Origin of the sequence: Marinobacter orientalis (assembly GCF_004792665.1) — a bacterium.
GTDB lineage: Bacteria > Pseudomonadota > Gammaproteobacteria > Pseudomonadales > Oleiphilaceae > Marinobacter > Marinobacter orientalis.
This window is the reverse complement of the sequence record NZ_SRZX01000001.1, coordinates 555,877-568,952: the sequence shown is the minus strand read 5'-3', so window position 1 is coordinate 568,952 and position 13,076 is coordinate 555,877. Positions and strand designations below refer to the sequence as shown.

The 13,076-nt window shown below is 57.4% G+C and carries 12 protein-coding genes and 1 tRNA gene; all 13 read left to right on the top strand.

Annotated features, from left to right (window positions below):
• Positions 1-99: 99 nt before the first annotated feature.
• The 13 genes from rlmE to rpsO all read left to right on the top strand — a co-directional run bounded on the left by rlmE (position 100) and on the right by rpsO (position 13,037).
• The gene (gene rlmE, locus DIT72_RS02740; RefSeq protein WP_135953662.1) at positions 100-720 is read left to right on the top strand and encodes a 23S rRNA (uridine(2552)-2'-O)-methyltransferase RlmE; all 621 of its coding nucleotides are present in this window, start codon (positions 100-102) and stop codon (positions 718-720) included.
• 155 nt (positions 721-875) lie between these two features.
• Complete coding sequence (ftsH, locus tag DIT72_RS02735) at positions 876-2,819, top strand: ATP-dependent zinc metalloprotease FtsH (RefSeq protein WP_211578536.1); 1,944 nt, start codon at positions 876-878, stop codon at positions 2,817-2,819.
• A 93-nt stretch (positions 2,820-2,912) separates the two neighbouring features.
• Positions 2,913-3,746 carry a dihydropteroate synthase gene (folP, locus tag DIT72_RS02730; protein WP_135953660.1) on the top strand — a complete coding sequence of 278 codons (834 nt, stop codon included), beginning with the start codon at positions 2,913-2,915 and terminating at the stop codon, positions 3,744-3,746.
• Complete coding sequence (gene glmM / locus DIT72_RS02725) at positions 3,743-5,086, top strand: phosphoglucosamine mutase (RefSeq protein WP_135953659.1); 1,344 nt, start codon at positions 3,743-3,745, stop codon at positions 5,084-5,086. The genes folP and glmM overlap by 4 nt, the downstream gene beginning before the upstream one ends.
• A gap of 75 nt (positions 5,087-5,161) precedes the next feature.
• The gene (gene tpiA / locus DIT72_RS02720; RefSeq protein WP_135953658.1) at positions 5,162-5,920 is read left to right on the top strand and encodes a triose-phosphate isomerase; all 759 of its coding nucleotides are present in this window, start codon (positions 5,162-5,164) and stop codon (positions 5,918-5,920) included.
• 49 nt (positions 5,921-5,969) lie between these two features.
• Entirely contained in the window at positions 5,970-6,344 is a 375-nt protein-coding gene (gene secG, locus DIT72_RS02715) for a preprotein translocase subunit SecG (protein WP_135953657.1), read from the top strand.
• Between the two features lie 7 nt (positions 6,345-6,351).
• A tRNA-Leu gene (locus DIT72_RS02710) sits at positions 6,352-6,436 on the top strand.
• A gap of 341 nt (positions 6,437-6,777) precedes the next feature.
• A complete protein-coding gene (gene rimP, locus DIT72_RS02705) occupies positions 6,778-7,239 on the top strand; it encodes a ribosome maturation factor RimP (RefSeq protein WP_135953656.1) in 462 nt (153 codons plus the stop codon).
• Positions 7,240-7,280: 41 nt separating this feature from the next.
• Positions 7,281-8,771: a transcription termination factor NusA gene (nusA, locus tag DIT72_RS02700; RefSeq protein ID WP_135953655.1), complete on the top strand. Its 1,491-nt coding sequence runs from the start codon at positions 7,281-7,283 to the stop codon at positions 8,769-8,771.
• A gap of 17 nt (positions 8,772-8,788) precedes the next feature.
• On the top strand, positions 8,789-11,350 hold the full coding sequence (infB, locus tag DIT72_RS02695) for a translation initiation factor IF-2 (protein WP_135953654.1): 2,562 nt from the start codon (positions 8,789-8,791) through the stop codon (positions 11,348-11,350).
• Positions 11,350-11,757 (top strand): 30S ribosome-binding factor RbfA, encoded by a 408-nt coding sequence (gene rbfA / locus DIT72_RS02690; RefSeq protein WP_135953653.1) that lies wholly within the window; start codon positions 11,350-11,352, stop codon positions 11,755-11,757. The genes infB and rbfA overlap by 1 nt, the downstream gene beginning before the upstream one ends.
• On the top strand, positions 11,754-12,674 hold the full coding sequence (gene truB / locus DIT72_RS02685) for a tRNA pseudouridine(55) synthase TruB (protein ID WP_135953652.1): 921 nt from the start codon (positions 11,754-11,756) through the stop codon (positions 12,672-12,674). The genes rbfA and truB overlap by 4 nt, the downstream gene beginning before the upstream one ends.
• Before the next feature lie 93 nt (positions 12,675-12,767).
• Complete coding sequence (gene rpsO / locus DIT72_RS02680) at positions 12,768-13,037, top strand: 30S ribosomal protein S15 (protein ID WP_135953651.1); 270 nt, start codon at positions 12,768-12,770, stop codon at positions 13,035-13,037.
• Positions 13,038-13,076 lie beyond the last annotated feature (39 nt).

Sequence of the window (13,076 nt, the reverse complement as noted above, 5' to 3'; positions counted from 1 at the left end):
ATTCCGTATAATGTCAGGATTGTAACAGATCGCCCGGCCGGTGAAATCGCAGTTACCACGTATCCAGGTTCCGGGCAGTATGTTTTTTGGAGGTAGGTTTTGGCCCGTTCAAAAACCAGTGATCGCTGGCTGAAGGAACATTTCGATGATGTCTGGGTCAAAAAATCCAGGGAAGACGGCTATCGCTCCCGCGCCAGCTACAAGCTGATTGCGCTTGATGATAAAGACCGCCTGTTCAGGCCCGGGCAGATTGTTGTGGACCTGGGCGCGGCTCCCGGCGGATGGTCCCAGGTGGCTGTGGAGCGGGTTGGCGACAGCGGCGTGGTCATAGCCAGCGACATTCTCGAAATGAGCCCGCTTGCGGGCGTGGAGTTTGTCCAGGGCGATTTTACCGAGCAACCAGTGCTGGATGAATTGCTGGAATTAATGGGTGACCGTCGGGCTGATGTTGTAATTTCAGATATGGCACCCAATATGAGTGGTATGGCTGCGGTGGATATTCCCAATGCCATGGGCCTGGTGGAACTGGCACTGGATATGGCGAGGCAGGTACTGAAGCCGGGCGGTGTGTTTGTTGCCAAGGTTTTTCAGGGCGAGGGATTTGATACCCTGCTGGCCGAAATGCGTAAAAGTTTCGGCACCGTTGTCAGCAGGAAGCCTGACTCCTCCCGCTCACGATCGAGGGAGATCTATCAGGTGTGCAAGGGATTTAAGGGCTGACCCGCCCGGATATCGGAAGCGGCCATGGGAATTGACACCCCTGCAGTGGCCGACATGGATGGGCCGATTCTGGTGAGCGGGCGTACAATTGGTGTAAGGTGTCAGAAAAGGCTTTCTCCTGACGGGGCGATCCTTCAATTCACAGGTGGTGATCCTTGAACGATATGGCTAAAAATCTGGTTCTCTGGCTAATTATAGCCGCGGTACTGCTGATGGTGTTTCAGAATTTCACTCCCACCACCAGCGGTCAACAGGTCAATTATTCGCAGTTCGTGGAAATGGTGCAGGACGGCCGGGTCCGTCAGGTAACCATTGACGGGCTCGAGGTTCAGGGCGTCCGTGGCGACGGCTCCCAGTTCCAGACCATCAGGCCTCAGCTGGCTGATCAGAAACTGATGGACGACCTGCTGGCCAACAACGTGGAAGTCATTGGCAAGGAGCCGGAGCGTCAAAGTCTCTGGACCCAGCTACTGGTGGCTGCGTTCCCGATTCTCATCATTATTGCGCTGTTTGTGTTCTTCATGCGGCAGATGCAGGGCGGTGGCGGCGGCAAAGGACCCATGTCCTTTGGCAAGAGCAAAGCCAAGCTGATGAGTGAGGATCAGATCAAGACCACCTTTGGCGACGTCGCCGGTGTGGATGAGGCCAAGGAAGACGTCAAGGAACTGGTGGATTTCCTGCGGGACCCCAGCAAATTCCAGCGGCTTGGCGGCAGCATTCCCAAGGGCGTCCTGATGGTGGGCCAGCCGGGTACCGGTAAGACCCTGCTCGCCAAGGCGATCGCCGGCGAAGCCAAGGTGCCGTTCTTCTCGATTTCCGGTTCGGACTTTGTGGAGATGTTCGTGGGTGTGGGGGCGTCCCGTGTCCGTGACATGTTCGAGCAGGCCAAGAAGCAGAGCCCCTGTATTATCTTCATCGATGAGATCGATGCGGTCGGTCGCCACCGTGGTGCCGGCATGGGTGGTGGTCACGACGAGCGTGAGCAGACCCTGAATGCGTTGCTGGTCGAGATGGACGGCTTCGAGGGCAATGAAGGCGTAATTGTTATCGCTGCCACCAACCGTCCGGATGTGCTTGACCCTGCGTTGTTGCGCCCCGGTCGTTTCGACCGCCAGGTGGTTGTTGGTCTCCCCGACATCATCGGTCGTGAACAGATCCTCAAAGTCCACATGAAAAAAGTCCCTCTGTCTGATGGTGTCGAACCGCAGCTGATTGCCCGTGGCACGCCCGGATTCTCGGGTGCCGACCTGGCCAACCTGGTGAATGAGGCAGCACTGTTCGCTGCCCGTCGCAACCAGCGCCTGGTTTCCATGGAAGAGTTCGAGCTCGCCAAAGACAAGATCATGATGGGCGCCGAGCGCAAGTCCATGGTCATGAGTGAGAAAGAGAAGCGCAATACGGCCTATCATGAGTCCGGTCACGCGATCGTAGGTCGTCTGGTGCCCGAGCATGATCCGGTTTACAAGGTCAGTATCATTCCCCGTGGTCGGGCATTGGGTGTCACCATGTTCCTCCCTGAGGAAGACAAGTACAGCCACAGTAAGCGCTTCCTGATCAGTTCCATCTGCAGTCTGTTCGGTGGCCGTATCGCCGAAGAGCTGACCCTTGGTTTCGATGGCGTCACCACCGGTGCTTCCAACGATATCGAGCGGGCAACCACCCTCGCCCGTAACATGGTCACCCGCTGGGGCCTGTCTGAGAAGCTCGGCCCGCTGCAGTATGACACTGACAGTGAAGAGCCTTTCCTGGGTCGCTCTGCCGGTCAGTCGCAGACGGTGTATTCTCCGGAGACAGCGCAACGGATTGACGAGGAAGTTCGCAACATTATTGACAGTTGCTATGAAAAGGCCCGTCAGCTGCTGATTGATAATCGCGAGAAGCTCGACCTGATGGCCGAGGCCCTGATGAAGTATGAAACCATTGATCGTTTCCAGATCGATGACATCATGGAAGGGCGCGAGCCTCGGCCGCCAAAAGGGTGGGGTGATAACGGCCCCTCCGGTGGCGTAGCGGCTGACGAGCCAGAGCAGGCCCCTGCTCCCAAAGGTTCTGACGACGGGCGCCAGCCCGGTGTTGGCCGCCCGGCCGGTGAGCACTGACCCGGCTTAATGCCGCGCCAGAGATCATCAACCAGGATACGCCGCCCCGTCCGGGGCGGCGTTTGTTTTTGCAGGTTGCACTAAAGGTCGCTTATGCAAATCAACTTCGCGGGCCGAAAGCTCGATATGTCCGGCTGTCATGTCATGGGAATACTCAATGTAACGCCTGATTCCTTTTCGGACGGTGGTCGCTTTAACCAGGTGGACGCCGCCCTGGCGCGGGCCCGTGAAATGGTGGCGGATGGTGCACTCTTCATTGATGTCGGCGGCGAGTCCACCCGCCCCGGAGCAACCCCGGTGCCCGTGGAAGAGGAGCTTGGGCGGGTTTGTCCGGTGGTGGAGGCTATTGTCCGCGAGCTTGATGTTGTGGTGTCAGTCGATACCAGCTCACCCCGGGTTATGGCTGAAGCGGCAAAGCTGGGCGCCGGCATGATCAATGATGTCCGGGCGCTGCAGAGGGACGGCGCGCCGGAGATGGCTGCCGCGGCGGGCATTCCGGTATGTGTGATGCACAGTCAGGGCGAACCGGATACCATGCAGGACGATCCGCGCTATCGTAATGTGCGCAGGGAAGTCAGTTCATTCCTTACCGAAAGAATGCGAATTATCGAAAAGGCCGGGGTCAGGTCCGAGAACATCATCCTTGATCCCGGCTTTGGTTTTGGCAAGTCCCTCCGGCATAATCTGCAGCTGCTGGCTTCACTGGAACAGCTCCAGTTGCTGGGCCATCCGGTACTGGTGGGGATATCCCGCAAGAGCATGCTAGGCCATATTACCGGCCGGGATATCAGTGAGCGCTTGCCTGCAAGCCTTGCTGCCGCGACAATATCCGCCATCAAGGGCGCATCCATTATTCGCGTTCATGATGTCAGGGAAACAGTTGATGCCGTTAAAGTGGTAGCGGCAATGGAGGAAGCTGGGCAATGAGTGACAGAAAATACTTCGGCACGGATGGTATCCGGGGCCGGGTAGGTGAATATCCGATCACGCCGGACTTTATGCTGCATCTGGGCTGGGCCGCCGGACAGGCTTTCAAGCGCGATGGCCAGCGCAACAGCGTACTGATCGGCAAAGATACGCGCCTGTCGGGTTACATGTTCGAGTCCGCTCTGGAGTCAGGTCTGTCAGCGGCCGGAGTGGACGTGAAGCTGCTTGGCCCCATGCCTACGCCGGCTATAGCCTACCTGACCCGCACCTTCCGGGCCTCTGCGGGTATTGTGATCAGCGCTTCCCACAACCCGCACCAGGATAACGGCATCAAGTTTTTCTCCCCCGACGGCACCAAGCTGGACGACGGCCTTGAGACCGAAATCGAGCGCTGGCTGGACAGGCCCATTGAAGTTTGCGACGCCATGGAGCTTGGCAAGGCGTTTCGGGTGGATGATGCACCGGGCCGTTATGTCGAGTTCTGCAAGAGCACGGTGCCCAACGAGTTTTCCCTGGAAGGTCTGCATATTGTGCTGGACTGCGCCCATGGGGCGACTTACCACGTCGCCCCCAAGGTTTTCCGGGAGTTGGGCGCAGAAATTTCGGTCGTCGGCGGTGACCCCAATGGCCTGAACATCAATCTTAACGTCGGCTCCACCCATCTGGATACTCTCAGCAGAGCGGTCGTAGAGAAACAGGCAGACCTTGGCATTGCTTTTGATGGTGACGGTGACCGCGTGCTGATGGTGGATCATGACGGTTCGGAAGTGGATGGCGACGAGTTGCTTTACGTGATCGCAGCCCAGCGTCACGCTGCGGGCACCCTCAAGGGCGGTGTCGTCGGTACATTGATGACCAACCTGGGGGTTGAGCTGGCACTGAGGGAGCGGGGTATCGATTTCGAGCGCGCTAAGGTGGGCGATCGCTACGTTATGGAAAGATTGATCAGCAAGGGCTGGCTGCTGGGTGGCGAAGGTTCCGGTCACATGGTCATCCGTGACTGCACCAGCACTGGTGATGGCATTGTTTCAGCGCTTCAGGTCTTGCTGGCTGTCAGCCGCGCTGGCAGTTCGCTGGCGGATCTTCGCCAGGGTATGAGCAAGTTGCCCCAGAAAATGATCAACGTACGTGTGGAAAAGCGGTTTGATCCCCTTGGGCGTGATGATATTGTCAGGGCTGTGGCGTCAGCGGAAGCCAGGCTTGGCGGCAGTGGCCGTGTATTGTTGCGGGCCTCCGGCACTGAACCGCTGATCCGGGTAATGACGGAAGGGCAGGATGAGTCGGAAATTGTAAAGATTGCCGAGGAACTTGCTGTTGTTGTGGAGCATTCCCGGGCCTGATTTTGTGTCCAGGTACAGTTGTCTGCTGCAAAAGACTGCTGTATAGTTTGCCCTCCCTCGAATAAGGGGTTACGTATGCGCCGTAAGATCGTTGCCGGAAACTGGAAAATGAACGGGTCGAAAGACCTGGTAAACAGTCTGGTCGGGCAGGTCCGGTCGGGGTTGGCATCGCTTGATAACGGTGTGGAGGCTGTCATTATTCCTCCCGCCCTGTTTGTTGGCGATGTTGTCAGGCAGGCAGGTGATCAGATTGCCGTTGGCGTACAGAATATTGCCTGTTGGGACTCGGGTGCCTACACCGGGGAGATATCCGCGGGAATGGCCAAAGACTCCGGGTGTGATTACTCCCTGGTGGGGCATTCAGAGCGCCGGCAGCTGTTCGGCGAAACTGATGACGAAGTGACGGTCAAGGTTGTAAAGGCGCTGGCGTCAGGTTTGGACGCGATAATCTGCGTCGGTGAGACCCTAGACCAGCGGGAAGCAGGGAAGGCCGAAGATGTTGTTTCGGCCCAGGTCCGGAAAGCTGTTGCCGATGTCGGTGGCGGGCAGTGGCAGCAGGTTGTGGTTGCCTATGAGCCAGTTTGGGCCATAGGGACCGGGAAAACGGCCACCGCTGAAGATGCACAGGCCATGCATGGGACAATCCGGGGCGTGTTGAAGTCCCTGGGGGCGCCGGCAGAAGAAATATCCCTGCTTTACGGCGGTAGCGTAAAGCCGGATAATGCGGTCGCGCTTTTTGCCCAACCGGATATTGATGGCGGCCTGATTGGTGGCGCATCGCTAAGTGCGGAAGATTTTATGAGTATTTGCCGGGCAATGCCGGGCAAGTCCTGAACGTTAAAGGTTCGCGAAAGCCATTAACACGAGTCATTAGAGAGACATTATGGATTGGGTCGAAACACTGGTTGTCGTTCTCCACGTGGTCATCGCGGTGGCACTGGTGGGTCTGGTGCTGATCCAGCATGGTAAAGGTGCCAATGCTGGCGCTGCTTTTGGCGGCGGTGCCTCCCAGACAGTATTCGGCAGTGAGGGCAGTAGCAGTTTTCTGGTACGTGCAACGACTTTACTGGCCATTGTGTTTTTTGTAACAAGTTTTTCGCTGGCTGTATTCGCCAAGCAGCGTGCTGAAGTGGCAGGGGAAGCAGGTATTCCTGTAGTTGAGGAATCCCGTTCCGCTGCCGGGCAGGCTGGAAGTGAGTCGGCAGATGAAGGCGAAGCCGGGCGCGGGGATGAAAATGAACTCCCCGAGCTCGAGTAAAGGTGTTGCCCAGGTGGTGGAACTGGTAGACACGCTATCTTGAGGGGGTAGTGGCGAAAGCCGTGCCGGTTCGAGTCCGGCCCTGGGCACCATATAGAAGAAAAACGGCTTGGAATTACCAGGCCGTTTTTTTTGGTCAGTCCTTGACCAGTAAGGCCGGCATCTCTATACTCCGGCGAATATTGGAGCAGGCTTCGGGCGTTTAGTTATTTGTCCGGCCGGTTCCTGACAGGCCAGGTGTCTGTCAGCAGGGGGTCTTGTCGGTATGTGGTTTTTCCTCTGTGAGTTCTTGCAACAAAGAGCCCCAATTTTTTCGGGGCTTTTTGATTAAGGGGCCTGGCGCATCAGGCCCTGGTGCATTAAAAGGGCTGATCAACAGCCCTTTTTTTGTTTTTAGGGGGTCGAAAAAACCAGTAATGGAGACCGAATAGCCTTGTCAGCCAAGTTGAAGCAGCTGGAAGAAATACTCAGACCGATTGTCGAAGGCCTGGGTTACGAGTATTGGGGCATTGAATTTCGCGCCCAGGGACACCATTCCCTGTTAAGGATTTTTATTGACGATGCCGAAAACGGTATCGGCATCGAAGACTGTGAAAAAGTCAGCCGTCAGGCAAGCGGCGTGATGGATGTGGAAGACCCCATTCAGACAGAATACACCCTGGAGGTCTCGTCTCCGGGCATGGACCGGCCGTTGTTCCGACTGGAGCAGTATGAGGCATTCGCCGGCCATCAGGTCCAGATCAAATTACGGATGGCATTTGAGGGGCGTCGCAAGTTTCAGGGTCTGATTAAAGGCGTTGAGGGCGAGGACGTTGTCGTGGTTGTTGATGATCACGAGTACCTGCTGCCGTTCGATAGCATCGAGAAAGCCAACATCGTTCCGGTTTTTGAATAAGTCAGTGGACGCAAAGTTTATTTTAAGGGCAGGGCAATTAAATGAGTAAAGAGATCTTGCTGGTGGTTGAATCCGTCTCGAATGAAAAAGGTGTCGAGAAGGATGTGATCTTTGAAGCGATCGAGCTGGCACTCGCTACCGCTGCCAAAAAACGTTACGACGAGGAAGCCGATATCCGCGTTTCCATCGATCGCCGTACCGGCGAATATGAGACCTACCGCCGCTGGCTGGTGGTTAATAATGATGCCGTTCCTGCCCTTGGCACCGAGCTGACCATGCAGGAAGCCGAGCAAATTGACGAGAATCTCAGGCCGGGCGACATCTACGAAGAGAAAGTGGAATCTGTTGCCTTCGGACGTATCGGTGCCCAGGCGGCCAAGCAGATTATCTTCCAGAAAGTACGGGAAGCCGAGCGTACCAAGATTGTCGACAGCTATCGTGACCGCGTGGGCGAACTGGTGTCCGGTACCGTAAAGAAAGTGACACGGGACAACGTCATCGTGGATCTGGGTGCCAACGCAGAAGCCCTGCTGCCCCGTGAACACCTGATTCCACGGGAGACATTCCGCATGGGTGACCGGGTTCGCTCCCTGCTGCAGGAAATCCGTACCGATCACCGCGGCCCGCAACTGATCCTCAGTCGCACCGATCCGCAGATGCTGATTGAACTGTTCCGCATCGAGGTTCCGGAAATCGCGGAGGAGCTGATCGAAATCCGCGGCGCGGCCCGGGATCCGGGTTCCCGCGCCAAGATCGCGGTGAAAACCAATGACCGCCGGATTGATCCGGTGGGCGCCTGCGTGGGCATGCGTGGTTCGCGGGTACAGGCGGTTTCCAATGAGCTCGGTGGCGAGCGTGTTGATATCGTGCTCTGGGACGACAACCCGGCTCAGCTGGTTATCAACGCCATGGCGCCGGCGGAAGTGGCTTCCATCGTGATGGACGAGGATCGTCACACCATGGAAGTGGCTGTTGCCGAGGATAATCTGGCGCAGGCTATCGGCCGTAACGGGCAGAACGTACGCCTGGCGACAGAGCTGACGGGCTGGACACTGAACGTGATGACCGAGGAAGAGGCCGGCCAGCGTCAGGAGCAGGAATACAATACCTTGCTGGAGCACTTTACAGCGAATCTGGATGTGGACGAGGAATTTGCCGGCGTTCTCATCGAGGAAGGCTTTACCTCCATTGAGGAAGTAGCGTACATCCCCATGGAGGAGATGCTCGCTATTGAAGGATTTGATGAAGAGACCGTCACCGAATTGCGTCGTCGTGCCAAAGATGCCCTGCTGAATCAGGCCCTGGCCAGTGAAGAGGCACTAGAGGGAGCGGAACCTTCGGAAGATCTTCTGGCAATGGACGGCATGGACCGGGGGCTTGCATTCAAGCTGGCCGGTATGGGTATCCGCACCATGGAAGATCTTGCAGAGCAGTCGGTCGATGACCTGATCGACATTGAAGGAATGGAAGAAGAGCGTGCTGGCCAGTTGATTATGGCTGCACGCGCCCCCTGGTTTGAAGACCAGGCTTAATCGGGAGGAGGACCAGTATGGCTGATGTAACGGTAAAACAACTGGCCGCAGATGTAGGCGCTCCCGTGGATCGTTTGCTGCGACAGATAGTGGAGGCTGGCCTGAAAGCCCGCTCCGAAGAAGATTCAGTTACCAGTGACGAGAAGCAACAGTTGCTGACCTATCTGAGAAAGAATCATGGTGAGGATGAGTCCGAGCCAAAGAAGATTACTCTCAAGCGCAAGACAACAACCACGCTGAAAGCAGGCCGTGCAAAAACGGTTAATGTTGAGGTCCGCAAGCGCCGTACTTATATCAAGCGCGCTGAGCTGGAGCCGGAAGCGCCGAAGCCGGAAGAGGCTGCAGAAGAGCAGGCCACCACAGCGCCGGAGGAAACGCCGGCGGTAGCAGCTCAGCAGGCACAACCTGCAGAAGCGCCGAAGCCGGAAGCTCCGGTCTCAGAGGCGCCGGCTGAAACGCCGGTTGCCGAAGAGAAGCCGGAAGAGAAAGAAAAGCCGGAAGTGGCTGCCGAGCCGGAACCGTCGCCGGTTCCCGCGCCGGAAGACATGCCGATTCCGCCGCCTGAAGATGGCGAGGGTAAGGATCGCAAGCCGAAGAAAAAGAAAGAAAAAGCCCGTGAGCGTGGTGATGAGACTGACGAAGGCAAGCCCAAGAAGAAGTCCGCCGGGCATCGCGGGCCTCGTAACCGTCCGGTGGATGAACCTCTGATTGTCAGTGAAGAGGAAGAAGACACCACGCTGCGCAAGCCACTTCGCGCGAAAAAGAAACCGAAAGAAAAGCGTCATGCTTTCGAGAGGCCGACCAAACCAATGGTACGAGAAGTCGATATTCCCGAAACGATCACCGTGGGCGAACTTGCCCAGCGGATGGCAGTCAAGTCAGCGGATGTGATCAAGAAGCTGATGGGCATGGGGGTAATGGCAACGATCAACCAGGCTCTCGATCAGGAAACTGCGGTGCTGGTGACCGAAGAGCTGGGCCACAAGCCCAACACGGTCAGCGAGGACGCGTTCGAGGAAGAGGTGCTCAGCGGGTTTGCCTTCGAGGGTAAGGACAGAACCAAGCGTGCCCCGGTTGTAAGCGTGATGGGTCACGTCGACCACGGCAAGACTTCGCTGTTGGACTACATCCGTCGTACCAAGGTCGCTTCCGGTGAGTCTGGTGGTATTACCCAGCACATCGGTGCCTACCACGTGGAGACCGATCACGGCATGGTGTCTTTCCTGGATACTCCGGGTCACGCCGCCTTTACGGCAATGCGTGCTCGTGGTGCCCAGTGTACGGATATTGTAGTCCTGGTGGTTGCGGCCGATGACGGTGTCATGCCCCAGACCAAGGAAGCTGTCCAGCACGCCCGCTCTGCCGGTGTGCCCATCGTGGTTGCGATGAACAAGATGGACAAGGAAGAGGCGGATCCTGACCGCATCAAGACCGAACTGGCCGGTATGGAAGTGATTCCGGAAGACTGGGGCGGTGACGTCCAGTTCATTCCGGTATCCGCCCACACCGGTGAGGGCATCGACGACCTGCTTGAAGCATTGTTGCTGCAGGCCGAAATTCTTGAGCTGGAAGCGTCTCCGGACGCGCCGGCCAAGGGTGTGGTTGTCGAGTCCAGTCTGGAGCGCGGCCGTGGCTCAGTGGCCACAGTGCTGGTCCAGAACGGCACCCTGCGCCAGGGCGAAATGGTTGTTGCCGGTGGCTACTTCGGCAAGGTCCGCGCCATGACCGATGAAGCCGGTAAGCAGGTCCGGGAAGCCGGGCCGTCGATCCCGGTGGAGATTCTGGGCCTGAACGGTACGCCCAATGCCGGTGATGAGTTCTTTGCCGTGGCCGACGAGAAGAAGGCCAAGGAACTGGCCGAATTCCGCCAGACCCGTGAGCGCGAGCAGCGTTTGCACAGGCAGCAGGCGGCCAAGCTGGAGAACCTGTTCGAGAACATGGGCAAGGACGAGGTCAAAACCCTCAACGTGGTCCTCAAGACCGACGTCCGCGGTTCTCTGGAAGCCATTATCAAGTCGCTCAAGGATCTGGGCAACGAGGAAGTACAGGTGAAGATCGTGTCTGCCGGCGTTGGCGGTATTGCCGAGACGGACGTGAGCCTGGCGATGGCCACCAATGCCGTTATCTTCGGCTTTAATGTGCGTGCCGATACAGCGGCGAAGCGACTGGTTGAACAGGAAGGCCTGGATCTGCGCTACTACAGCATCATCTACAATCTGATTGATGATGTTAAGGCAGCCCTGACCGGTATGCTGGCACCGGAATTCCGTGAGGATATCGTGGGCATTGCCGAGGTGCGGGATGTGTTCCGTTCACCGAAGTACGGCCAGGTGGCCGGTTGCATGGTGATTGAAGGCACGGTTTACCGGAACAAGCCCATTCGCGTTCTGCGGGACAACGTGGTGATCTTCGAGGGCGAGCTGGAATCCCTGCGTCGCTATAAGGACGACGTACCGGAAGTCCGCAGCGGCATGGAGTGTGGTATCGGCGTCAAGGGTTACGACGTCAAAGTCGGTGACCAGATCGAGGTATTCGATCGTGTCCGCGTCGAGCGTAAGCTTGAGTCTACGGGGGCCTGATGCCAAAAGAGTTCAGCCGGATAGATCGCATTGGCGATCAGATGCAACGTGAGCTGGCCCAGCTCATCCAGCGGGAAATCAAAGACCCGCGGGTGGGCATGGTCACGGTGAATGCCGTCAAGGTCAGCCGTGACCTGGGATACGCGGATATCTACGTATCCCTGCTCACCACCGAGGAACTGACCGCGGAGTCGCCGCAGGTAAAGGAATCCCTGGCGGTTCTGAACAAGGCCTCCGGCTTCCTGCGCGGCCAGATTGGCCGTGCCATGAAGTTACGGGTAACTCCCCAGCTGCGCTTCCACTTCGACTCGCTGCTTGGGCACAGTCGCCATATGGACAATCTGATCCGTGAGGCCGTCGGTGACAAGCCGGCGGTTGATCGCGATGATACGGAGCGAGACGATTGAGCCGACGCCACAAAGGTCGTGACGTAAACGGCATCCTCGTTATCGATAAGCCAATGGATATCACTTCCAATGGCATTCTGCAGCAGGTAAAGCGGCTTTTCGGCGCGGCCAAGGCTGGCCATACCGGTGCCCTGGATCCGCTTGCCACCGGCGTGTTGCCGCTGTGCTTTGGCGAGGCCACCAAGTTTTCCCAGATGATGCTGGACAGCGACAAGGCGTACATCGCCACCGCGAGCCTGGGTGTTCGCACCGAAACCGGCGACAGTGAAGGCGCGGTGGTGGCTGAACATCCGGTACCGCCGGGACTGGATGCGGAGGCCCTGGAGCCGGTGCTCGACCGTTTCCGCGGTGATATCCAGCAGGTTCCTTCCATGTATTCAGCGCTCAAACACAAGGGTCGCCCTCTCTATGAATACGCGCGGCAAGGCATTGAAGTGGAGCGCCCGTCCCGCCCGGTCACCATCTATGAACTGAAACTGCTGGAGGTGCGTGAAACCGAGATCGATATCGCGGTCAGTTGCACCAAGGGCACCTATATCCGTTCGCTGGTGGAAGATATTGGCGAGGCTCTGGGTTGCGGTGCCCATGTGACGGCCCTGCGCCGCACCATGGCTTCAGGCTTCACTCTGGCAGATGCCTGCAACGTCAGCACCCTGGAATCCATGCGTGAACAGGGAGAAAGTCTGGATACCCTGCTGGTGGCCCCGGATGCCGCGCTCTCCATGTTTCCGGAACAGCAACTGGAAGGCAGTGCGCTGGTGTCGATATTGAATGGACAAACAGTTAGAATATCGGGTCAGCCAGTCGAAGGGTACGTTCGCCTTTATGGCAACGGGCGCTTTGTCGGGCTGGCGGAAGGATTCCCGGAGGGGGAGGCCACCAAGCTGGTGCCTCGTCGTCTGGTGAAGAGTAGCTGACAACCGTTTGATAATGGTTGGGGCTGATTAGCCGGGCTGTAGAGATGCGTGGTTCGGCCGAATTCGATAGCATCGCGACAATTGAGGTGAGTTATGGCACTTTCTGCCGATGAGAAAGCACAGATCGTTAAGGATTTTCAGCAGGGTGATGGCGATACCGGTTCTCCTGAAGTTCAGGTTGCACTGTTGAGCCACAACATCAACAAGCTGCAGGGTCACTTCAAGACCAACAAGCAGGATCACCATTCCCGCCGTGGTCTGATCCGGATGGTTAACCAGCGCCGCAAGCTGCTGGATTACCTGAAGCGTAAGAACGCAGACCGCTACCTGGAACTGATCCAGCGTCTGAACCTGCGTCGCTAGTCCGGTTGTACTTAACAACCAGCGGGGCATTTGCCCCGC

Coding starts and splice junctions, on each gene's coding strand:
- folP (WP_135953660.1), top strand. CDS start 2,913: ATGCAAATCAACTTCGCGGGCCGAAAGCTCGATATGTCCGGCTGTCAT.
- glmM (WP_135953659.1), top strand. CDS start 3,743: ATGAGTGACAGAAAATACTTCGGCACGGATGGTATCCGGGGCCGGGTA.
- tpiA (WP_135953658.1), top strand. CDS start 5,162: ATGCGCCGTAAGATCGTTGCCGGAAACTGGAAAATGAACGGGTCGAAA.
- secG (WP_135953657.1), top strand. CDS start 5,970: ATGGATTGGGTCGAAACACTGGTTGTCGTTCTCCACGTGGTCATCGCG.
- nusA (WP_135953655.1), top strand. CDS start 7,281: ATGAGTAAAGAGATCTTGCTGGTGGTTGAATCCGTCTCGAATGAAAAA.
- infB (WP_135953654.1), top strand. CDS start 8,789: ATGGCTGATGTAACGGTAAAACAACTGGCCGCAGATGTAGGCGCTCCC.
- rbfA (WP_135953653.1), top strand. CDS start 11,350: ATGCCAAAAGAGTTCAGCCGGATAGATCGCATTGGCGATCAGATGCAA.
- rpsO (WP_135953651.1), top strand. CDS start 12,768: ATGGCACTTTCTGCCGATGAGAAAGCACAGATCGTTAAGGATTTTCAG.